This window comes from Bacteroidia bacterium, from assembly GCA_033391075.1.
Classification (GTDB): domain Bacteria; phylum Bacteroidota; class Bacteroidia; order J057; family J057; genus JAWPMV01.
The window spans coordinates 286,171-309,793 of sequence record JAWPMV010000001.1 but is presented as its reverse complement, the minus strand read 5'-3'; the positions used below and the strand labels follow the sequence as shown (position 1 = coordinate 309,793).

Below are 23,623 nucleotides of genomic sequence, written 5' to 3'. Positions count from 1 at the left end.
GAACTCCTATCTTTGCAAGACCTAATTTATTTTGACCATGATCAAGCAGGAAGACATCCTCCAACAGAAGAATGAAGAAGCGCTCCTCGGAGGAGGAGCCGATCGTATCGAGAAGCAACATGCCAAAGGCAAACTCACCGCTCGCGAAAGGATAGACCTTCTCCTTGATGAAGGCAGTTTCGAAGAAATTGGAAAATTCGTTACCCACCGATCCTCAGAGTTTGGCCTCGAAAATCAAAAAATTTTAGGCGATGGAGTCGTAACAGGATATGGAAAAATCCACGGCAGACTGGTCTACATTTTCAGTCAGGATTTTACCGTCATGGGAGGTTCTCTTTCGGAAACCTATGCAGAGAAGATTTGCAAGATCATGGACCTGGCGATGAAAAACGGAGCCCCGGTTATTGGCTTGAATGATTCCGGAGGTGCCAGAATTCAGGAGGGCGTAGTTTCTCTGGCAGGCTATGCAGATATTTTCTACCGAAATACCCGCGCATCAGGAGTAATCCCTCAAATTTCTGCTGTCATGGGACCATGTGCAGGTGGAGCTGTTTATAGTCCTGCGATCACTGACTTTGTGATGATGGTGGAAAACACCTCCTATATGTTCGTAACAGGTCCAAATGTAGTAAAGACCGTTACCCATGAGGAAGTTACCTCCGAAGAGCTGGGGGGGGCTATAACGCATGGAAGCAAGAGTGGTGTCAGCCATTTTACCTGCGCCAATGAATGGGAATGTATCCAGAACATCAAAAGACTCCTGAGTTATGTCCCCCAAAACTGTGAAGAAGTACCTTTGTCTATTCCTCACGAAGGAGATCCTGAAAAAGCCATAGCCGAATTAAATAGTATTGTACCTGAGAAGGCCAACCAGCCCTATGACATGCGGGAGGTAATCAAGCTAGTATGTGATAAGGATTCTTTCTTTGAGGTACATAAAGATTTTGCGGAAAACATCCTGACAGGATTTGCCAGATTGGCAGGTAGGAGTATCGGGATTATCGCCAATCAACCAGCAGTTCTGGCCGGTGTATTGGATATCAACTCTTCAACCAAAGGCGCACGTTTTGTTCGTTTTTGCGATGCTTTTAATATTCCTCTTCTGGTTTTTGAAGATGTACCCGGCTTCCTTCCGGGAACGGATCAGGAATGGAATGCTATTATCACCAATGGAGCCAAATTGCTTTATGCTTTCTCCGAGGCTACCGTTCCCAGAGTAACGGTTATTACCCGTAAAGCATATGGTGGCGCGTATGATGTGATGAACTCCAAGCATATTGGGGCTGATATGAACTATGCCTGGCCCAGCGCTGAGATTGCCGTAATGGGTCCCAAGGGTGCAGCCGAGATCATTTTCCGTAAGGAGATTAAAAATGCAGATGATCCTGCGGCAAAACTGGACGAGAAAGTAGAAGAGTACACTGAAAAATTCGCAAACCCTTATCGGGCTGCAGCCAGAGGTTTTGTGGATGAGGTAATTTTACCGGAAGATACGCGTAAGAAGCTGATTCGGGCCTTTGAGATGCTGGAAAACAAGGCTGAGCAATTGCCGAGAAAAAAGCATGGGAATATTCCTCTCTAGCTTTTCCTATTCAAACCTGAGATCTATGGGAATGTCCTGGTGAAGGTCAATGATCTTCTCATACTGATATAGCAGTCGGCCATATCTTTGCTTAAACAGCATGGCTGTATTTGATATCCCTTCCGCCTGTATATCGAGAATTTTGTTTACTAAATCACGTGTGGCACTTTCTACAAGTTCCGTTTTTACGCCAAACTTTTGGCTACTTTCATCGAAATAGTAGGCACCTTTCTCCATAAAGAAATTGAAGCGGATCACATTGGCGATGGCATGATCGCTGTTCCTCCCAAAACGGATAGCTCTCAGCGTATTTACCAGAGAAGTAATATAGTGCTGCTCCAAATTCCCTTCTTTGATCAGGCCCTGTTTGTACGCCTTGATGATCATGTATAGGCCCAGGATATCTCCCTTACCTTCTTCCAGTAAAGATGCATACTCCAGGAGATTTTCCTGTATGCTCCGGTCTCTATTCTTCCGTTCAAATGCTGGAAGTTCCCAACCATGCGAAAGCTCATGAAAGAGGACATATTGAAAAAAAGCATCCTCCGTCAACAAAGGAAGTTGCTCCTTCTTCAAGAGTCTTTCTGCTATGGGCAAAGTGATATACTGATATTTTGCCTCTACTATATTTTTCAGAATCAATCTCCTCTTTCCTCTTATATCTACTTCAGCAGGTAAGGTAAAGTGAGGAGCATTTAAGCCCATACTTTTAGAACCTGCATTGAACAAACCTGAAAAGTAAAGGGCATCATATACCCCCACACTGGCAGCCTCAGGTAGTCGCCCTTTTTCATACCTCAATTCTCGTTTCAACTCCATATTCAGCTTAGGCAGCAATTTCACCCACTCCCCTACCTTGCTACTTGCCTTTTCATCTTTCAGGACAATACAGGCCTGATAGGATGATTTGATCCCTTTTAAAGCATCTTCATAGCTTTCTATAGGTCCAATCAGGATATCGAGTTCCTGCTTCCATTGATCCAACCAAAGCACATCGCTATATTCATAATGATCTGACTCCAGGGAAAGGGCGCGCTCCTTGAGGAAGGTTTTAAAGTCTTCCTCTTTCACCAGTTCAGCAGCTTCTCTCAAAGCCGCAGCGGCAGCCTTAAGGGGATTCTCAAATGCTTCAACATAGGGAATGGCGACGAGTTTTCTATTCTCATCACGCCTTATTAGGGTGAGTTTATTGTAAGCCTCGGGAAGTTGCTCAAATTCAGTCGAAGTCATACCCGGAGGATAGAAGTTTGCTCCTGCCGGCTTGGGTGGAATACCGGGCAGCAAAACTTCATTCGCATTCATGCGATCATAGGGCCCATAATTCAACTCCAGTAAATTTTGCAAATTATCTTCCTCTACCTGAGAGAATAATTCTTCTTTATCCCCATAGGCCTGTATCCAAAAAATCGTGTTCATCTCTTCAGCCGCCTTTTTAAAGAGGCGAAAGACATCCACATATTTTTCCGGAATTTTTTCTTGAAAGGGCTCGAGGGGAAGCAAGTGCAAGCGTTGCAGTTGATTTACTTTTTGAGCAGGGGGAGAGGGCGGATTTAGCTCCTCGGATTCTCCCAGAGATGCTTCCTCCAGGCCACAGGAACTCATGATCCATAGAAAGAGGAGGATACAAAGCGCACCTATATTTCTTTTCGCCCTCACAGGGCAAAGCTAAGAAAATTTATGGTTTAGGCAGGCATGAGCTTTTGCAGGACTTAACAAAAGGGATAAAAAAAACCGACTTATCAAAATAAGTCGGTTTTTGTGCTTTTTGCCATCAGCTCATCGTAGCTGGTTTTTCCTTAGAAGTAATCTTCCGGATCTACCCTTAGACCGTCAAATATAACTTCATAATGAAGGTGAGCGCTTGTACTCATACCGGTACTCCCTACAAATCCAATGGTATCACCTTCTTCTACGATCTGTCCGAAATCCACTACCAGGCCGGATAGATGCGCGTATAATGTACTGTACTCCTCATCATGATCAATCACAATGTGTTTGCCGTAATTGCTCCTGTCCGGATTGAAAATCGCTTTCCCTATTTTTCCGGTTGCAGTTGCCAAAACGGGAGTACCCGCTGGTGCTGCGAAATCGATGCCCGCGTGCATTCTATTTACTTTTAAGATAGGATGCTTTCTCATGCCATAAACACTGGCCAGGGGGAAACCGTCAGGTATAGGACGGCTTGTAGGGACAATGTCTATGTCAAAGGGATCGATGGTTCTTAAATGTGCCTGTTGTACTTTCATCTTTACAACATGCTCGTGTTCATGTGCAAGGCTGTTTTTGGAAAAAGTGTTAAAGAAAGACGCTTTCAAATTCCCAGTTACGATGAAAAATACGCTGATGGCTAGCACTGTAACACTCATTAGGTAGTTTTTCATATAAAACTGTTTAAACCTCCGAAAAATTCGATGATACTTAATCGAACTTTTTTCTGAAATCTGGAATAAAACGAATAGCTTATTGTTCCCAAAAATTCAACGTACGAAAGTATAAAGAATTCTTTAAGCACTAAAGGCAATGTGAGTAAATTCCCCAAATCGAAGCCTTAGCTGTTCAAATTCGTACGTAAGAGGTTTGTTAAACATTAAAGTAATATGGCTAATTATATAATATTCAGCACTTTAGAACTATATGTCCCATTTTGCAAAAATGGGGATAATTCGATTATTCAAAGAACAAATCCTATTTACGGTGTAAGAATGAAAAGGTTTTTGAAAAAAATTACTATTGTTATTCTTTAGCCGTTTAATTGTCTCTGAACCTTCAAAATACGAACGCATGAATTTCAAAATTTACAGCAGCCTAATTCTGCTCATTTGCCTTTTTTCGAAGCTTTTTTCCCAAACAGCCACCGATATATATCTACTGGATCTGGACCTTTCCGGAGAGCAGCCTCGCCTGGAGAACCCTCGCAATATTACAGATAGGCAAGGTTATGATAACCAGGCTTCTTTTAGCCCCGACAGTAAAAGTATTTTGTACACGTCTATTAGAGCTGAGCAGGCAGATATATTTCGATACTTCCTTGACACCAAAGAAGTAATACAAATCTGCAATACTCCTGCTACCAGCGAGTACTCCCCTAAAATCATGCCCGGAGGCAAAGCTTTTTCTGTGGTGCGAGTGGAAGCCGATGGAAAGACACAAAGACTGTGGAAATTCTCGCTGAAAAACGGGAAGGCAAAGTTACTGATGTCAAAGGTCCAACCTATTGGCTATTATACCTGGTATAAGAAGGGTCATCTCGCCATGTTCATCCTTGGTAGCCCCAACACCTTAAAATATACAAAGGTGAAATCTCAAAAGCTCGAAGGCTTTGATTTCAATCTGGGCCGTAGTATACATACCATACCGAGTACAGAGCTGGTAAGTTTTGTAGATAAAAGCGAAGAAGATTCTTGGTTGATTCGATCCTGGGACAGCGCTAGTGGGGAACTTAGGACCCTTACTGAAACCTTGAGCGGAAAGGAAGATTATTGCTGGACGCCTGATGGGAAAATTTTTATGGGCAAGGAGGGACATCTTTTCGTATTTGATCCCGAAAATGCAACTAAAGGCTGGTCTGATCTGGGAGATTTGGGGATCGGAGACTTTTACCGACTTGCTGTAAGTCCGGATGGAAAATATCTGACAGCAGTTGCCTTTATACAAAAATAGAAAAGGAGCCGGTCAAAACGATCCGACTCCTATGGGAAAAGCTAAATAATTCTTACTGAACTCATTAGACATGAGATTCAGGGTATTCATGGTTTAAAAAAATATCAGTGTACGTGAGCCCGTGATCATAACGGATTCTCTCCCCGAAAGAATTCAGTGTGTACTTAGGTCTTGATCTAATGGTAGCTGCACAGATGAGGCACTACTAAAATAGTAGTTTTTTCTTTAAAATTCATAACCTCTGCATATCAAGTCCAATTTTCATCTTTCTTTCATATGAGATATTTACCCCCAACTTAGTCACTCGCTCCTATTCCTGGAATAAAGATTCTTCATCGGCATAAACTAAAATGTGTTCCCGAAGTAAGTATTCCTGAGAAAAAATGTCCTGATGTGGAAGCGGTTTCAGGAGGTCCCAATGGGGCCATCCATCCTGATCGAGATGAGAGAGTTTATAATAACCTGATTGAGATAAGAGCCGACAAATAGCAATGTGCATGAGATCCACTTTCTCTTCTTTGGTAAAGGGACGGGGCCTTTCCCCCAATTCTCTTACACCTATAAAGAAGAGAATCGACTCCAGATTCATTTGTTTACCGAAATGTTCCTGGACCTGCTCCTCAAAGAGAGCCCAGCGACTATTAACGTCTAAATCCATGTATTGGGTAGTTGCTTTCTTTTTGAATTTCTACTCAATGTACATATTTAGTTCCTATTCTATTCCATCTTACCCCAAAATCAGGCTCGTAGGAGAAGAATACAAATAAGGGCCGACCAACTATGTGATTTTCCGGTACAAATCCCCAGACTCTGCTATCCTCAGAATTATGGCGGTTGTCCCCCATCATCCAATAATAGTTCATTTCAAAGGTATAGGTGGTAGCTTCTGATCCATCGATATATACCTTCCCTCCTTTTTGCTCAAGGTCATGTCCCTCATAGACATCTATAATTCTCCAGTATACAGAGAGGTTTTTATCTGTGAGGTCCACCGTCATTCCTCTGGCAGGAATGGTGATGGGTCCATAGTTATCCATATTGAACGGAAAGAGTTCTCCACTCAGGTTATTCTTTTTAGGATAAATAGGTCGGTTATTGTTAAACCTGCCGGGCTTGGCAGTCACCGTATCAACTTTGACCACATTGGGGAATTTTTCCAGGATTTGAGCAATAGAATCCGGCATAAGCACCACATAGCCATTATGTCCGCTTAGACGGGGACTATTAGCTGGGATAAAGTTGGCATTCCTGTTTCTCTCAGGATTTCCCGGCACATATTTTCTAAAGCCTAATTCATTGAGCCTTTTCTGATTGAAAGACTGACCATTGGTCTCAACCAGGTACTCATATTGCATATTGGGAGGATTCCAACCTCTTTCGCCATTGATATAGATCTGCTGGCGTTTCACTTCAAGTACATCTCCCGCTACTCCCACACATCTTTTGATGTAGTTTTCTTTCATACTCACGATATCCACCAATCCGGCTCCATCACCGAGATCCTGTACATCATGTGCGGGGAAATTAAATACGACAATGTCATTCCTTTCGACCTCCTCTATACCGGGTATCCGCATATATGGAAGGGTAATCAATTCAGAATACGAAGGAGAAATAAAGTCTCCTACTTTGATTTTGTTATGGATGAAAGGGATAGATAATGGGGTCATGGGCATCCGCGCTCCGTAGTGAAACTTACTCACAAAGAGAAAGTCTCCTGCCATGAGGGTCCGTTCCATAGAGCTGGTCGGGATCATAAAGGCTTCAATGAAGAAGGTACGGATGATCAGGGCGGCAACTCCTGCAAATAGAAGTGCATCTCCCCATTCTCTCAATTGGGATTTCTTGGGGATTCGCTTGTGTGTATCAGGTGGTCCCAGGTATTTTACTGAATCAGAGAATCCGGCTTTGGGCCAGGTATAGAAAGGCAGGATCAAAAAGCCTGCATGTTCTTTCAATTTGTATTTGCCATAAGACTTGGCAAGTTCTATCACCATTGCAACTGAGACTAAGGTCCCAACTACGGGTATCAACATCAGAACAACCCACCACACGGGTTTCCCAATTATCTTGAGCCATACTACCCAACCATAGATGGGTACGAGGGCGGCCCAACCTGGCTGATCTGCCTTCTCAAATAATTTCCATTGTCCGATCGTCGTCGCAAGCCAGAGTGCCCCTAGCACCACAATCCAGATAATTGCACCTGTATCCATGTATTTTAGTTGATAATGATGAGAGTATGCAAAGTTAAAAATTCCATCGGGATAGTAAACCCTTAAATAGGTCGATTTAAGCCCCTCTTTATTACAAAGCCTTTCGGAATAACGAAATTGAACCCAATATTGGTAAATAATCTCGTCTTACAGGCAATTTTTCTATGAAAAAAATCCGGCAGACCGATGAACTCGACTGCCGGATCTTCATCATTTTTTTTAAACCCTTTGTCCTTCGAGGATCGCATTGAGGGTAGGGCTCGGTCTCATCGCAGCTGAAGCGAGTTTTTCGTCCGGGAAATAGTAACCATCGATATCCATGGCAACTCCCTGAGCTCCGTTCAGTTCCTCCACAATTTTGCTTTCATTTTCTGACAATGATGCAGCGATTGGAGCAAAAGCAGCTTTCAGTTCTGCATCAGCATCCTGAGCAGTAAGTGCCTTTGCCCAATACATTGCCAGGTAGAAATGACTTCCTCTGTTGTCGAGTTCATTTACCTTACGAGAAGGTGATTTCTTGTTTTGTAGCAATTGACCGGTTGCAGTATCCAGTGCATCAGCAATGACTTGCGCACGGGGATTGTTGCTACTAGTACCCAAATGTTCCAAAGAAACAGCCAATGCAAGGAACTCACCCAAAGAATCCCAACGAAGGTGGTTTTCTTTATTGAATTGCTGCACGTGCTTGGGAGCTGAACCTCCGGCACCTGTTTCGAAAAGGCCTCCACCATTCATGAGGGGAACGATAGAAAGCATTTTTGCACTGGTTCCCAGCTCCAATATTGGGAAAAGATCCGTCAGATAATCTCTCAGGACATTACCGGTTACAGAAATGGTATCTTTTCCTTCTTTGGTTCTTTTAAGGGTAAAGGCAGTTGCTTCTGCAACGGACATGATATGTATTTCCAATCCACTAGTATCGTGATTTGGCAGATAAGCGTTTACTTTTTTGATCAATTCGGAATCGTGTGCACGATTTTTATCCAACCAGAATACTGCGGGTGTGTTGGTTGCTCTTGCGCGGCTAATCGCCAGCTTTACCCAATCCTGAATAGGAGCATCTTTCACCTGACACATTCTCCAAATATCTCCAGCTTCTACAGTATGCTCAATCAAGGCGGTACCATTTTGGTCTACTACTCTTACTGTCCCATCAGCTGCCATCTCAAAGGTCTTGTCGTGAGATCCATACTCTTCTGCCTTTTGGGCCATCAAGCCTACATTGGGTACAGTACCCATGGTAGTAGGATCAAAAGCGCCATTATCTCTACAGAAAGCTACTGTCTGCTGATAAAGATCGGCATAACTGCTATCCGGAATGATCGCTTTGGTGTCCTGGGTATCTCCATTGCTATCCCAGAGTTGGCCAGAGTTTCTGATCATGGCTGGCATAGAGGCATCAATGATCACATCACTAGGTACATGAAGGTTGGTGATTCCTTTATCTGAATTTACCATGGAGAGAGCAGGACCATTGGCATAGGCTGCCTGGATGTCAGCTTCAATCTCGGCTTTCTTATCGGCAGGAAGACTTTGAATTTTGGAAACGAGGTCTCCGAATCCATTATTTACTTCCACTCCAAGCTCCTCTAATACTGCTGCATGTTTTTCGAATACATTTTTGAAGAAGACAGTTACTGCATGTCCAAAAATGATCGGGTCAGAGACCTTCATCATGGTAGCTTTCATATGGAGAGAAAGCAAAACATCCTGGCTCTTGGCATCCGCAATTTCTTTATCCAGAAAGGCCATCAATGCCTTTTTACTCATGAAAGTAGCATCAATCACTTCTCCTGCCTGCAATGCGATATTTTCTTTCAATACACTTACAGAACCATCGGCAGCTACATGCTCTATTTTTACATGTCCTGCTCCAGAGATAGTTACAGATTTTTCATTGGAACGGAAATCATCTTTGCCCATAGTAGCTACATGGGTTTTGGAAGATGATGACCAGGCACCCATAGAATGAGGATTCTTACGTGCATATTCTTTTACGGCCTTGGGAGCTCTTCTATCCGAATTACCTTCTCTAAGCACGGGATTTACAGCACTTCCTTTTACACTATCGTAGGTCGCTTTGATTTTTTTCTCCTCATCCGTTTCAGCTTCTTCGGGATAATCAGGAAGATTATATCCTTTTGCCTGCAGTTCTTTAATGGTTGCAATAAGCTGTGGAATAGAAGCACTGATATTGGGAAGTTTGATAATATTGGCTTCCGGAGTCTTGGCCAGTTCTCCCAATTCTGCCAGGGCATCAGGGATGCGTTGTCCTTCTTCCAGGTATTCTGGAAATTTTGCCAAAACACGTCCGGCAAGTGATATATCTCTCGTTTCAATAGCTATACCTGCGGGCGCAAGGAAAGCCTGTATGATCGGTAACAATGAATAGGTGGCGAGTGCGGGTGCTTCGTCGGTTTTTGTATAAATAATTTTTGCCATCTCTATAGGTAAAATGATTTTTGTAACGTACTCAGATTCACGGCCTGATTGCCGTAGATTCAAGCTGCGAAAGTACTCTTTTTTTTGTTAAGAGGCCAGTCTATTTCTTATATACAAAAAGGCACAAAGCCTGTGCCTTGTGCCTTTTTGTAATTCTTATATATGTAATCCGATTATTTCCGGATATCCATTTCTTCGATCAGACGACTTGCGCCTGCAAACTTGTCAATAATAAACAATACGTAGCGAATATCTACAGAGATCGTACGATTGAATTGGGGGAAGATATGGATATCACTCGCCATGGATTCCCAGTTGCCGTCAAAGGCCACTCCAATCATTTCTCCATTTCCATTTAGCAGAGGAGAACCGGAGTTACCACCAGTAATATCATTATTACTCAGGATACAGGTTACCAGCTCACCATTCTCATTGGCATACTGTCCATAATCCTTTTTCTCCCAAAGTTCTTTCAACTTCGCAGGAACAACAAACTCCTCGCTGGAAGGATCTTCTTTTTCCATTACTCCATCAAGGGTCGTGTAATAGTTGTAGAATACGCCATCACGTGGTTCATAAGCCAGGATGCGACCATAGGTCATACGCATGGTCGAGTTTGCATCCGGATAATAAGCCATCTCCGCATCTTTTTCTCTCATTCCTTCTACATAGGTTTTACGTAGTTCGTTGATCTTGAATTCAAAGCTCTGGTAAGGCAGGGCAAATTTGTTACGGAAAGTTCCGATCATTTCACCCAGCATGCCCATAAAAGGATCATTTTGAACAGCTTCTACATCAGGATTATCAAGGAAAGCTGAAAAGCGATCTTTGTCCGCAAAAATAGAAGTCGCAAAAGCATCATCTACCCAGTTAGCAATATTCTCTTCGGGTGTTTTCTCTACCATTGCCTTAACAGGCTCAGGAGCCATATCCTTTACGGGCTCTGGCACCTCTGCACTGGCCATGGCTGTTTTACCCTTTTTCTTCTTTTTCTTCTTTTTCTTTTTCTTCTTCTTTTTGGATGCTTCTTCCTCAAATTCCATAGGCGGAGGAGGAGGCAAATCTTCCATTTTCAGTTCAACTGGTGTAGAAGCGATTTGTGCAATAAATCCAGGTTGTAGATTTTCAGGCATATCGCGATAGAAGCTCACCAGCATTTCTGTCATGGCTCTTTTCTCAAGGGTTTCATTGATCGAACCAAAGTGATCATCCATTCCGGCTCTCGCATTTTCGATAGCCTCTCCTTTGGCAGCTTCATCTCCTGACATGATAGCCCCCAATACAGGATTGAATTGATAGGCATAAATCACAACCGGAGACTGGAAGGCGCCATAGTTCAGGTAATTCATGAAGCGCTCAGCATCTTTATATCCTTCATGCAGCTCATCGATCTCTTTGAGAACGCCGCCATATTTGTTCTTTCTATCCGGATCAACATCTACCCATGCCTGGAACTCAGCTTCTTCTGCTTTCTTTTCGCCTACCACATCATAGCGATTCATCATGGTAGTTTGTCCCAGTAAGTATTTATAATAATTCATGATGCTTGCATAATCGGAAGCCATCGCAATCCGTACTGCATCACTTTTATCCATTTCGGCCTTCATCGCTTTCGCTCTGATTCCCAATAGACGAGACATATCCGCATTGCTTTGGTCTACTGCCATTTGTACGGCAGAAGAAGTCAGGTAACGGGTAGTCGTTCCGGGATATCCCATGATCATGGAATAATCAAACTCATCAACCCCTTTCAAAGAGATGGGGAAATGATGATCTGGCTGATAAGGCACATTATCGCGAGAATATGCTGCAGGATTGTTTTCTCCATCAGCACTCGCATATACACGTAGCAAGGAGAAGTCTCCCGTTTGACGTGGCCACATCCAGTTGTCGGTATCTCCTCCAAATTTTCCGATAGAAGAAGGAGGAGCACCTACCAAACGGATGTCTGTATAAGTTTTATAAACGAAGAGGTACATCTCACTTCCGTGAAACATTTCTTCGATAGTTGCTTCATAAAATTCGGGATCTTTCCCATCCATGGCTTCCTGGATGATCTCTTCCATTTTGGCGTCGATATCATCAACAGGCTCTCCGTCTTCACCAATCAACTGAGCCGTTACATCTTCGGAACGAATCAGGAAAGAAGCGGATCCTCCTTCAACAGGCAATTCCTCTTCCATCTTGTAAGCCCAAAAACCATCCGTAAGGTAGTCATCATTTTCACTACTCAATGCAGCAATTGCATCATAAGCACAGTGATGATTGGTTAACATGAGACCTTTAGAAGAGATCATTTCTGCAGTACAACTTCCGCCATTCAGCTTAACGATCCCGTCTTCCAGACTCGCTTTATTTTCATTGTATATTTCATCTGCAGGGAGTGCGAACCCAATCTTCTTCATATCCTCAAAATTCAACTCCGCCGCTTTTAGCGGTAACCACATCCCGTCATTATCAGATTTGGTACGAAGTTGAGTAGGATTTTCCTGGGCAAAAATGGATTGACCCATAAGCAGGCTCAATACAAATATGCCGGCTAAGAACTTTTTCATCATAAGTTTAGAGATTTGTTTATCTGTGTTTTAAACGCGAGCAATGCTCTAATAGGTAAGTTGCTCTCTTTTATATAATTAGACGATAAAATCTGCCGAAGATACAAAAAGTATAGGCTATGGCCTATGCTTTTCTGCCAAAGAGCCATCGAGAACGGCGAAAAATGGGAAGAGGTGTTATAGTTTTGTAGTGTTGCAGTTGTTGTTGGCTTAATCGAAGCAAACTACAACTCTACCGCACTAAAACACTTCTCTATTCCCAAGCCTCCAGCTGCTCCTTCGAAAGCTTACAATCCAACCACTCATCTTCGATGGAAGCTCCTACTTTCTCATAGAGCTTTATGGCAGGCGTATTCCAGTCGAGAACTTGCCAACGCATTTGCTTGACTCCTTTTTCCTTGCCATAAGCTACCATTCGATCCAGCAGCATTTTTCCTATGCCTTTTCGACGATGCGCTTCATCGATTACCAAATCATCCAAATAGAGCATACGCCCTTTCCAGGTTGAGTATCCAAAATAGAAAATTGAAACGCCGACAATACCGGCTTTTTCCTCTTCGGCTACAAAGAATTCAAACCAGGGATTATCTCCTCCAAAGGCATCTTCGGTATATATCTTTTCTGAAGTAATTACTTGTTCGGGAGCTTTTTCAAAAATGGCCAGTTCTTTGACCAGATTAAAGGCGGCGGAAATATCCTCCGGTCCTCCTTTTCGAATTTGTATCATAGGTATTATTTGCTTTCGATCTGCAATTCGTCTCCGATCCAGGCAATATAGTCAGGATTGCCTTCTTTTATTGGCAAAGAGACGACACAAGGAATCTTATAAGAATGCGCAGTTTTTACTTTCTCTATCAGTTCCGGGACTTTGGAAGCTTCTGATTTGGCGATCAAAATGACCTCCGAATCCTCCACAACTTTAGCTTCCCATCGATAAATAGAAGTCATCCCTTCAATAACATTTGCACAGGCAATCAGGTTCTCAACTAACAAAAGTCTTCCAATACTAAGTGCTTCTGTTTTATCTTTGCAGGTGATGTAAATAAAACGGGCTTCCATTGAAGCAATATAAATAATTTCCTATGTCAATCAGCAATAAGCTTCCCGATATGCGACTGGATTATGGCAAAGACCAATTGGATGAGTCTATGGTCAATCCTGATCCTTTTCAGCAGTTTGAAGATTGGTTTAAACAAGCAGATGAAGCCAAGGTCAAGGAAGTCAATGCCATGATCCTTGCTACGGTTTCTGAAGGTAGACCCTCTCAACGGGTTGTCCTGCTTAAGGGATTTGGGAAAGAAGGACTCTTCTTTTACACCAATTATGAAAGCAGAAAAGGGAAGGAACTGGCTGAGAACCCCTATGCGGCTCTTACTTTCTTCTGGGAAAGCATGGAAAGACAAATTCGGATTGAAGGCAAAGTAGAAAAGGCTAGGCCCGAAAATTCGGATAGTTATTTTCAACAAAGAGGGAGAGGAAGTAGAATCGGAGCCTGGGCCTCTCCACAAAGTCAGGAAATAGCGGATAGAGCTGTTTTGGAAGAAAGGGTAAAAGCTTTTGAGGATAAGTTCTCCGAGGAAGAGAAGTTTCCCCGTCCTGAGTATTGGGGTGGATATAAATTGATCCCCGACTATTTTGAGTTCTGGCAGGGAAGGAAAAGCCGATTACACGACCGCATCATCTACAAAAAAGAGGCTGATAGTTGGGAAACAGCCAGACTGGCGCCTTAATGCGACTTTCGCCTGAATACTCCTCCTAAATACAGCAGATAGATCAATTGTAGAAATACCATTGCAGCTCCACTTAAACCAAAAGCCCACATAGTGCCTATATCATCCAGGTATTGAGCACCTATCAAAAGAGCTGCAAGGCGTACCAAAAAAAGGAGAATATTGAAGGTTAAGAATATCTTCAATTTACGCTTGATATCGATCAGATAGGACAAGGGAGAGGCAATAAACACCATAAACATCCAGGGCATAATACAGCGGGCATATTCTCCGGCCATTCCCCAGGCTTCCCCCAATACAAAACTAAAGAGCTCTGGTCCCCAAAGCATGATGATTCCCAAAAAAGGAATGGCCAGGAGTAAAAGTCGCAGGAAGGTATCTTTGGTAAGCTGAGCCAATTCCTCTTCCCTGTTTTCTGCCGCTCTACTAGCTTTCTCAAAATACACCCTGCCAATCGACATGCTCAGCAAAACCGCCGGAATATTCAAGACCCGATCGGATTTACTAAACTGACCACTCACATTTGTATTGAAAAGGCGAGGAAGCAGAAAGAAAGGCAGGTGCTTGCTAGCTGTATTCATTAAGGCACTCAGAACGGAATAGCGAGGAAAGTCTTTGTAGAGAGTGGCGATACTTTTTAGAGAAGCTTGCTCATTTTCAGTTTTATGGGTCGGTATTTTTTGGACAAAGTAGACATAGGTATATATCAACATAGCTGCCTGTCCGACCATAAACCCAAGCAATAGCCCTTCAAATCCTTCAAAGACAAATGCCAATCCCAGGCTCAGCAGAGCCGTCAGGATAGATCGAAGGAGTTTGGCTATGGATAATGCCCGATAGGCTTTTGCCCTGTTTAAACGAAAACTCAATGCCTGTGAAATCCCTTCCATCCAAATGCTGAGAGGAAGCAGCAAATGCCAGAGATTCAAACTTTCTAATTCGGCCCAACTTAAGATTGCTTTCCCCAAAAGTAGGAGGAGGATCAAAAGAACAAAGCTTATGATATGTGCCAGGCGAAAACTCAGACTTGTCAGCAAATCTGCATCGGATTCCTTTTCCGGCAACATGATGGTAAGTTCATATCCTCCATTTATGACCACCACGACCACAGCAACAGCTGCGATAAAAAAGCCAAATACTCCAAATGCTTCGGGCAGGTAGAGGCGAGACAAGATGGGCAAGAAGGCTACGCTAATGATCTGGGCCAATAGGGAACCACTCAGGAGGGTTAACACCTGCTTCCAGAATTCGGAGCCCATATGAAAAAGTCTTGCCAAGATTTAGCTGCTAAAGTGCCAGGTGCAAGGATAGGAAATAAGGGGGAATAAGTAAATGGGAAAAAGAGCAGCCCTAAACATCAAGTCATTTCAAACTTTGGAAGGGAGTTGCTTTTTGCCTTGCGAGATCAAGCATTCTACGCGAATAAAATGCAAGGCCCTTCCGCGCTAGCTAAGTCTCAGGATGACCCCTAAGTTTGCATTTTCTACATCTTCCCTCTTCTCACCTCAAATAGCCCCAGAGGATTCTCTACATTGATGTGTTTCTCCGAAACTTTTTTACTATTGAAGACTTGCCAGGTTTCATTGGGGGAAAGGCGATACTTCTCATCAAATATCCAAAGGTCGATCGGCAACTCAAAACCCGGAACTCCACTATCCCAACGATAACTAATTGCCATCTTTTTCCCTTTTCGTTTGGTTTTGAGTTCTAAAACGGGAACTTGATTTAGTTGAAAATACTGGGTCCAGTAATATTGATTTTCCGGCCCGAGGGTCGCATATAAGTGAGCATAAAGATCTTCGGAATTGATGACATTGCTGCGATAATTGGAAAAGAGCGTTCGTAGCATCTCCCACCATAATTGTTCGTCGTCCAGGGTTCTCCTCAAGCCATGCAATACCCAGGCACTTTGATAGCGAGATTCCGTTTTCTTTGCCTGTAAGTACTTTATTCCTTCACTCTCTCCCTTCAAATGGCTTACATACAGACTTTCGCAATATCGCTTAAACATATTGAGCATCCAGAGATCCTTTTCCCCTTCCTCCATCAAAGAGCGTCCCAGCCAATCCGTCACGATTACATCAAATAACCAGGCCTCTGTTTGCTGAACATCCTGATAGCCACCATACACTTCCCGGCTTTTAGTGGAGAAAAATCCGGCTTCAAACAGATGAAAACCTCGATCCCAGTAGGGATATTCTCCAAAATAATTCTCCATAAAGGCGAGGATTTCCTGCACTTTTTTAAGTCTTCCCAGGGCAAAATTATATTGGCCGGGTACCGTATAAGCTGTCAATTCATGACTTCCGGATTGCCCTTGATAATTGCTTCTGGCACGAAGGATATTTCCGATCCCAAATTCAACCGAACCAGCATGCACTTCATGATCATATGCATAGGTCCATCGTTTAAACTCGCCCGGTAACAGGCGAATATTTTTCAATCTTCCGGGAGCTGTTACAGAAACCTCTCTCGGGTATATGATAGAAAAATTCATACCCTCCGCCGGATCTCGGGGATCATATTTATGTGGCCACCAGATTCCTGTTCCTTTACTCCCTTTTCTTGTCACAATGAGGTCTTTTCCGATAGGGTCCTTGTCCCAAAGTATCCCTCCGGTATACATGACACTTTCACTGATTCCCGGAGCTCCATAAAAAACGATACTCACCTCATGCTCAGAATTTGCCCGCAATTGCCGACCAAAGCTCAGCCGCAATCTGCCGTCTCGATGATCAAATCGTAGATTTTGGCCTTTGTAACGAACGGAGGCGACCTCCATAAAAGGTTCCAGATCCAATTGAATGAATCCGATATTCCTCAGGGCTTTGAATTGAATTTGACTGGTTCCGGCAATGCGTTCGTACTTGGAATCAAGTTTGATCTCCAATTCGTAGAAGTTTACATCATAGTCCTCATAATTGGAGGGTAATTCCGCTAAACTCCATGGAAGCATTCCCAGGTATAGATAGATCAGTAGCCCTATACGTTTGAATGGGTGGGGTAAAAACATAATCAGGCCACAAAATAAACATAATTGAGCAAAGCCGAATCAGAAATCCAGAATCTTTATTTCTACCCTTCGATTTTTCATCATTTCTATATCGTCAATAGTCTGGGGAAAAAGCATTCTCCGAGCTCCATAGCCTTTGGTTTCAATCCGTTCATTGCTGATCCCTTCATTGACGAGAAATACCCTTACTGCCTTCGCTCTGCGATCAGATAAATCCTGATGCCGCTTCAATTCATTTTCATCAAAAGTCCGAACAGAACCTGCACCATTCACATGCCCATCTACCTGGATGACCAGGCTGGGATGGGAACGCATCACTTTGAGCAGCTCCTGCAAGGGCTCAGTTGCTCTGGGGAGGAAGCGATCAGAATTGCCGTAGAAGTTGATGTCTTTGAAAACGATATTTACGTTTCGCTTTTGGGGGAGCAAAGTGATTTTCAGGGGAGTTTTACTTCGCTTAAAGGGGATTTCCGTTTTAAAGTAGTCCGGACTTTCGATCTGCACCTTATAGGTTTTCCCATATTCAAGGGGAGGATTCAGTCGAAATTTCCCCTTGTCGACAGGAAGTACTTTCACCGAATCAATCTTATTCCCACTTTCTGCATCAATAATGGCAACTTCTCCTTCCAAAATTTTACCCGATCCCATTTCCGCTATATTCCCAAATAGTTTGGCGGGATAGTAATAGTGAAAATCTATTTGATGCCCTTTTCCCCCACCATACACATTATCCAATACCAGATAATAACGTCCTCCTTTTTTCACCTGGATACTCTCTCCATAAGAACTTCCCGGCCCCTCCCTGATGTGAAGTTCTCCTGAATAAGCAGACAATCCGGTTTTGCTATCTATGCTGGGATCATTACGGGAGATCACGCTGCGCAGGGGGAGTATTCTTTTTTCTGCTAAATCCTCACAAAAATTTCCCGTAGTATCCTGAAAGAGTAGAAAGTCATAATCATTCTTTTTGTCGAAAGGAGTGATTTCCAAACTTAAAATCCCGCTAAAGGGCGAGCGAAATTTGTACCAGGCCGTATGATGTTCTTTCCGAAAGAAATGGGGGTCTTTGGAAGGGGCAGAGATTTCCTGTTGTTTTCCAAAACCCTGAGGGGCCTCGGGTATCAGAAAGGAAGTGCTATCCCGGCTGAGTTTGAGATAGATTGCCTCCTGGCAGTCCGCAGCGATTTGGCCATAGGCTGTTGAAAAAAGGAAAAGGAGCAAGCTGAGGTAGCGCATTGTGTTTTTTTGCTTAACGGAAGATGGGGAGAAAGTTACTGATAAAGGTGTTGTGGTGTTGTGGTGTTGTGGTGTTGGAATCACGTTTAATTTTATTACATAAGTTAGGATTTTCTGCCAGAGATGGCGGCTATCCTATGGATTCCAGGAAGACAAGGACTTGTATTCTTAGCATAAATTTTCTGTCATCCCGGCCTTAACCCAAGAGCCGGGATCTCTCGCCGGCTCATTAAAGCTCCAACATATCAAAATACAAATCTTTAAAATCCGGATTAAAGTCGCGGATAAGTTTCTCTTTCCATTCACGCCTCCAGCGTTTTATTTGTTTCTCCCGGGTAATTGCGTCTTCGATTCTTTCGAAACTTTGGTACCAAAGTAGAATGTGAATATTATACTTTTGAGTAAAAGAGGAGCCTATCCCATTTTTGTGATCTGTGATTCGTTGTTTTAAATCTGTAGTAACTCCAGTATACAGGACATTCCGATTGAAATTGCCTAATAGGTAGACATATGCGTAGTCATGGATCATACTGAAATTTAATATTCCGCGGAGACGATTAAAAGCCAGAGACCCCGGAACTTAGGCTAAGTCCGGGGTGACAGTTTCGTTTGGGCTTTATCTTTTAGAACTTCCACACTTCCCAAAAAAAGAAAGGCCGACCCTTGGGTCAGCCTAAGATCACTCGAAAGCAACTATCAAAATATCTTTATGTTTTCTACCAATCTTCGAGGCGGATGCGCTCGACATGGTCTCCATTTTCATCAACGAATATATTGGAAGTACTGTTTTTTTCGTGTAAAGGTTGCTTTTCAGCCACAGAATTTGATTTTTTCTCGACAGGCTGATAGGTATTATCGCCAAAAGCAACGAATGGCAAAAAGAGTCCAGGAGATAGTGCGAGGAAGAATCCAAAGATCCCTGGATAGTTGAAACGCTTAGCCAATTTTACGTTGGTAGCGATATAATAAAAGATGTTTAGGAAAGGCACCAATAGTAAAACGATAGATGCGCCCTGATAACCTGCTACTTTAGCATAGGTATACATATTGTAAAGCGGCACAAAGGCTTTCCATCCACCCTCTCCGGCTTTCTCAAAAATCTTCGCTAAACATACATGGAACAAGACAAGGAATAACACCGCGAAAAGTCCCGCTAACGGAATGCCCATCATCGCTTTTATTAAGTAGTAAAAATACTATTGGAACATTCCTATATACGGTGAAAGACTCACTCAGGTTGTGACTTTTTCACGTTTTGTCGTCATCGATTCCGCAATTTTAGAGAAGTTTTTCCGTAAGTCCTTGATTTTGAGGGCTTGTTTGTTGCCTTTTTTGTAAAGAGAAGTAAATTTTATTTTCGACCAGCACTTTTTCACCTGCTCAGAAAAATAGATTGCGAACTTACCAGCGAAGGGCATTCCGAGGAGGGCGGCCAGGGCAATTCGCCAATCTCCACTGATCCCCCAGACAAGGCCTGTCTGGATCAGGTATATCAATGGATAAATCAGCATGCTGGAAACCATCATGATAGAGGTATGAAAATGGTCATCTTTAAAATTTTTGATGGCAAGCTGTTCGGCCAGTTTATATGGAATATAATTGAAGATCAATCCAATCAGATAGAGCGGGGAACTCAGGAGAAGCCCCAGGCTATGCATAAGTCGATTGCCGAAGGAATAAGGTCCATTCAGGACTGTATGATCTCTGATTTTAAATTCTTTTAGACTCGCCTGGTATTCTTCCATCTGAGCCTTTAGTTCTGGCAGTGTTGAATCTTCTTCTTTGGCTTTTCTTTCCAAAGCAGCAATGATGTCCTTGCCTTTATGAAATTGGTCTAAGAGGCGAAACTTTGGACCATGCTCCTTTTTTGCCAATTCAGGAGCAGCAATGCGAGTAAAGTCTCTAATCAAATCATAGTATTCATCATTCTGGATGTCCCAAACAATCTTGCGCATAGCGGCACGCAAATCATTTCGAATCGCAATCAATGCTTTGCCCGGACTTTCTTTATACTGCTCTATATAATCAGCTACAGGAATTGGATCTCCATAAATGACCAGCATATCACTATGGAATTTCAAATGATCCCTGTAATTAAGGCCCATCGGCACAATCAGGGTACCCAATTCAAAGTTATTTTCTTCTTCTGCTTTAAAGGCCATGCGAGCAAAGCCTTTCTGAAGGTTCCTTATGCGGAGTTTGCGGTTGTGGTTTCCTTCGGGGAAAATGAGTACACACTCCTTCAAAGAAAGTCTATGTACTGTTATATCGAATATTTCTCCATTCTTTCTGATTCTCTCTTCTATCGGCATATTATCTCGTTCCCGATAGATAGGCAGGAGTTTCAGGGAATAAAGAGCTCCTGTAAGTGCATGCCCGAAAACATCTGAACGAGTAATAAAAGTAGGCTGCCGATTGATCCGGGTTGAGCCTACCATATTGAGGGCATCGATCAGGGCATTCTGGTGGTTTCCGGCCATGATAATCGGGGCTCCTGGCACCATATTTTTATCATAGTCCTCTACTTCAAATCTGCTGTAAAACTGACGAAGAATAAAATTATTGTATCCTTTAACTACTGCATAATTTCGTCTAAATCCTTCTCTTGCAATCTGTTTATGCATAATCTTCTACTGTGTTTGTTTTAGCGGGTGAAACGGAAAGTCTAGACCATATCCCTGCCAGACTCAAGCCTGCCAGTATGTGCCAAATTCCCCAAAGTGCTGCTATCAAAGCCATCCCTCCCAAACCGTCAAAAATAGGCCCAAAAATGAGGACCAGGGCAATCCCGGAATTTTGGATTCCGGTTTCTATGGAAATACTTCGACGATCCGCAAGTGGAAGTTTATTGATCCAGGCGAAAAAATATCCGCTGGAAAGCGCTATGAGGTTGTGCAGAAAAACATAGCCAACTATAAGTGGGACATAGTCAAGGAAAAACTGAAAATTGATAGAAAGGGCAGCTACAACATAGCCGCCAAATATAACGATAGAGGCCCATCTAACAGGCTTGATTGCCCGAGCCGTAAATTCCGGAAACTTCTGTGCCGTCCACATACCCAGTGCCAGCGGAACAGCTAAAATGATCAGGATTTTGAGGAAAATGGAAACGGGATCCATGGCAATCTCCTGTAAAATATCGGCAGCAGGTTGATAAAAACCTGACCAGAACACAAAGTTCAGGGGAGTCATTACAATGGACAACAGGGTGGAGATAGCAGAAAGACTCACGGATAGAGCCACATTCCCTTTCGCCAATAATGCCATGAAATTGGAAATATTTCCCCCCGGACATGCTGCGACCATAAACATACCCAAAGCAATGCTTGCACAAGGCTTCAGGATCAGGACAAGTGCGAGTGTCAACAAAGGCAAAAGGAGAAATTGAGAGATCAGCCCAACAATCGGGGATCTCGGCCGCTTCACTACTGCTTTAAAATCATCGATTTTCAGATTCAGTGCCACTCCATACATAATGAAAAAGAGCGTCATATCCAGGATCATCAGGCCCTGCTCTGAAAAGTTCAGTCGTACTATGTCAAGTTCATTGCACATAAAAACCTCTTAGTGTGTTGGGGTTTTAGGGTGTTGGCGTTTTGGGTAGCTGTGTCCAAGGTATAACTCTAACACACAAACACGCACCAACCCCAACACCTCTTTATTTTACCCTATTAAACCTCAAAGCCTTCAACATCCAGTTAGGTAGCGGTTTGCGGGCATCTCTTTTGAGCATATTGATATACCAATTGAATTTCTTCATGATCGGCACTTTGTGGGTTTCTACAAATTCAATCAGGGTGCCATCCGGGTCTTCGATATAGGAGAAAAGACCTGCTGCTTCGCCCATATCAAAAGAGGTTCCCATAGCCGCTTGACTATCTACGGTAAAAGGGTGGCCTTTTTCTGCACAAAGCTTTCGGAGTTCCTCCATGCCTCTGATATCAAAGCAAAGATGAATATAGCCGAGGTCTCCCCAAAAACGATTTTCGAAGATTTTCTTAGGGCTTCCTCCTTTCAATTGGAAAAGTTCTAATTGGCTGCTGCCAAACATCCGACTGAATCCTCCTTCTCGGGCCTGGTTATGGGTAAGCAAAACTCGTCTGAATTCCCCTTCTCCTCCCGGGATTTGCTTCAAATCCTCAAAGTTCCCACTCTCATCATAGAGCACTTTATCATAGCCGAGTATATCCCGGTAGAATTCCATACTTTTATCCATATCGGAAACCGCAATGATGGCTCCGGCAGGTCCACCTGTTGAAGAATCCGACTCCCCAAAGAAATCTTTTCCCTCTACAATCTGAAACAGGTTTCCATACGGGTCCTTTACAAAGAAATGTGGTTTGCCATCAGGTCCGGTTTGCACTTCTCCCTGCAAATTCTCCCCTTTGGCCTTCATTACTTCATAGGCTTTATTAACATTGCGGGATTTGATCCTCGCAGCATAAATTCCAAAATCTCCCAACCTGGGTTCAAATTTTGGAGCCTCGGGAGTCCTACTGGTATATTGCCAAATCTCAAAGCCACCGCCTCCCTGGATATTTATGGCCAGGATTGCATGACGCTCATGAGGCTTTCCTCCTGTATAAGGAAGCATCAAATTTGCTTCTGCGGCTTCTTCAAAGATCGGGATATCCATACCCAAATTTTCTCTATACCATTTAAAGGCAGCATGCACATCGGGAATTCCGATGCCTATTTGTTGTATACCACTGATTACGGGTTTCATGAACGAGGATTAGATGTTATTCGAGTTCAAATATATGCAATTCGTTAAATACCCATTGAGTGCCCGGAGCCAAAGTCCTTTGAAAAGTCGAAATATCGCTTCAAAAATTGCCGAAAGCGGAAAAAAGAAAGAATCATTTCAATTAATTCCCTTAGACGATTGCAAGTCTCTTACTCTAAAAGTAGCCTGGAGCGATATTTCTACGCCTTTTTTGCAATAAATCCCAAAGATTGAGAAGTCTCATCCTTTTTTTGGGAAATATCACAAATCCCTATTTGATAGCGGGAAAAATCAGTTTCAGGAGCTCCCGCCAATGCTTCATCTTTGGGTACAACAAACAAACAAATCCTCGCGACCTTGAGAATCATAAGCACAGCTTTGGAGACACAAAAAATAAGATCAATGACGTACCTGATTAAGTAGAGATCCTTAAACAACCTAAAAAGCATTAGAAAAGAAATGT

General features: G+C 43.0%; 20 protein-coding genes. 3 read left to right on the top strand and 17 right to left on the bottom strand.

Features of this window, described 5'->3' with window-relative positions:
• Positions 1-37 precede the first annotated feature (37 nt).
• The gene (locus R8P61_01215) at positions 38-1,582 is read left to right on the top strand and encodes an acyl-CoA carboxylase subunit beta (GenBank protein ID MDW3645665.1); all 1,545 of its coding nucleotides are present in this window, start codon (positions 38-40) and stop codon (positions 1,580-1,582) included.
• 6 nt (positions 1,583-1,588) lie between these two features.
• Here R8P61_01215 and R8P61_01210 read toward each other — a convergent pair whose 3' ends face one another.
• Positions 1,589-3,238 (bottom strand): hypothetical protein, encoded by a 1,650-nt coding sequence (locus R8P61_01210; GenBank protein ID MDW3645664.1) that lies wholly within the window; start codon positions 3,236-3,238, stop codon positions 1,589-1,591.
• A gap of 140 nt (positions 3,239-3,378) precedes the next feature.
• Positions 3,379-3,963: a M23 family metallopeptidase gene (locus tag R8P61_01205; GenBank protein MDW3645663.1), complete on the bottom strand. Its 585-nt coding sequence runs from the start codon at positions 3,961-3,963 to the stop codon at positions 3,379-3,381.
• 400 nt (positions 3,964-4,363) lie between these two features.
• Between R8P61_01205 and R8P61_01200 the strand changes: the two genes are divergently transcribed.
• Positions 4,364-5,242: a hypothetical protein gene (locus R8P61_01200; protein ID MDW3645662.1), complete on the top strand. Its 879-nt coding sequence runs from the start codon at positions 4,364-4,366 to the stop codon at positions 5,240-5,242.
• Positions 5,243-5,552: 310 nt separating this feature from the next.
• Here the strand turns inward: R8P61_01200 and R8P61_01195 are convergent, their stop codons facing one another.
• From R8P61_01195 to cutA, 6 genes are all read right to left on the bottom strand, one after another.
• Positions 5,553-5,900 carry a hypothetical protein gene (locus R8P61_01195; GenBank protein ID MDW3645661.1) on the bottom strand — a complete coding sequence of 116 codons (348 nt, stop codon included), beginning with the start codon at positions 5,898-5,900 and terminating at the stop codon, positions 5,553-5,555.
• A 34-nt stretch (positions 5,901-5,934) separates the two neighbouring features.
• Positions 5,935-7,458: a signal peptidase I gene (lepB, locus tag R8P61_01190; protein MDW3645660.1), complete on the bottom strand. Its 1,524-nt coding sequence runs from the start codon at positions 7,456-7,458 to the stop codon at positions 5,935-5,937.
• Positions 7,459-7,677: 219 nt separating this feature from the next.
• Positions 7,678-9,900: an NADP-dependent isocitrate dehydrogenase gene (locus R8P61_01185; protein MDW3645659.1), complete on the bottom strand. Its 2,223-nt coding sequence runs from the start codon at positions 9,898-9,900 to the stop codon at positions 7,678-7,680.
• A gap of 173 nt (positions 9,901-10,073) precedes the next feature.
• The gene (locus tag R8P61_01180) at positions 10,074-12,458 is read right to left on the bottom strand and encodes a S46 family peptidase (GenBank protein MDW3645658.1); all 2,385 of its coding nucleotides are present in this window, start codon (positions 12,456-12,458) and stop codon (positions 10,074-10,076) included.
• 250 nt (positions 12,459-12,708) lie between these two features.
• Positions 12,709-13,182: a GNAT family N-acetyltransferase gene (locus R8P61_01175; GenBank protein ID MDW3645657.1), complete on the bottom strand. Its 474-nt coding sequence runs from the start codon at positions 13,180-13,182 to the stop codon at positions 12,709-12,711.
• Between the two features lie 5 nt (positions 13,183-13,187).
• Positions 13,188-13,514, bottom strand: coding sequence for a divalent-cation tolerance protein CutA (gene cutA / locus R8P61_01170; protein ID MDW3645656.1), 327 nt, complete (start codon positions 13,512-13,514; stop codon positions 13,188-13,190).
• A 23-nt stretch (positions 13,515-13,537) separates the two neighbouring features.
• Here cutA and pdxH point away from each other — a divergent pair, with 23 nt between their 5' ends.
• Positions 13,538-14,185 (top strand): pyridoxamine 5'-phosphate oxidase, encoded by a 648-nt coding sequence (pdxH, locus tag R8P61_01165; GenBank protein ID MDW3645655.1) that lies wholly within the window; start codon positions 13,538-13,540, stop codon positions 14,183-14,185.
• Here the strand turns inward: pdxH and R8P61_01160 are convergent.
• The 9 genes from R8P61_01160 to R8P61_01120 form a co-directional block, all read right to left on the bottom strand.
• Entirely contained in the window at positions 14,182-15,444 is a 1,263-nt protein-coding gene (locus tag R8P61_01160) for an oligosaccharide flippase family protein (protein MDW3645654.1), read from the bottom strand. The genes pdxH and R8P61_01160 overlap by 4 nt on opposite strands.
• Before the next feature lie 224 nt (positions 15,445-15,668).
• Positions 15,669-17,198 (bottom strand): hypothetical protein, encoded by a 1,530-nt coding sequence (locus R8P61_01155; GenBank protein ID MDW3645653.1) that lies wholly within the window; start codon positions 17,196-17,198, stop codon positions 15,669-15,671.
• 39 nt (positions 17,199-17,237) lie between these two features.
• Positions 17,238-18,434, bottom strand: a complete 1,197-nt coding sequence (locus R8P61_01150) for an OmpA family protein (GenBank protein MDW3645652.1) — start codon at positions 18,432-18,434, stop codon at positions 17,238-17,240.
• Positions 18,435-18,663: 229 nt separating this feature from the next.
• On the bottom strand, positions 18,664-18,963 hold the full coding sequence (locus tag R8P61_01145) for a GIY-YIG nuclease family protein (GenBank protein MDW3645651.1): 300 nt from the start codon (positions 18,961-18,963) through the stop codon (positions 18,664-18,666).
• Between the two features lie 187 nt (positions 18,964-19,150).
• Positions 19,151-19,606, bottom strand: a complete 456-nt coding sequence (locus tag R8P61_01140; GenBank protein MDW3645650.1) for a DUF5684 domain-containing protein — start codon at positions 19,604-19,606, stop codon at positions 19,151-19,153.
• Positions 19,607-19,666: 60 nt separating this feature from the next.
• A complete protein-coding gene (locus tag R8P61_01135) occupies positions 19,667-21,058 on the bottom strand; it encodes a 1-acyl-sn-glycerol-3-phosphate acyltransferase (protein ID MDW3645649.1) in 1,392 nt (463 codons plus the stop codon).
• Positions 21,051-21,989 (bottom strand): bile acid:sodium symporter family protein, encoded by a 939-nt coding sequence (locus R8P61_01130; GenBank protein MDW3645648.1) that lies wholly within the window; start codon positions 21,987-21,989, stop codon positions 21,051-21,053. The genes R8P61_01135 and R8P61_01130 overlap by 8 nt, the downstream gene beginning before the upstream one ends.
• A 103-nt stretch (positions 21,990-22,092) precedes the next feature.
• Complete coding sequence (locus R8P61_01125) at positions 22,093-23,160, bottom strand: VOC family protein (GenBank protein MDW3645647.1); 1,068 nt, start codon at positions 23,158-23,160, stop codon at positions 22,093-22,095.
• A gap of 200 nt (positions 23,161-23,360) precedes the next feature.
• A complete protein-coding gene (locus tag R8P61_01120) occupies positions 23,361-23,528 on the bottom strand; it encodes a hypothetical protein (GenBank protein MDW3645646.1) in 168 nt (55 codons plus the stop codon).
• Positions 23,529-23,623 lie beyond the last annotated feature (95 nt).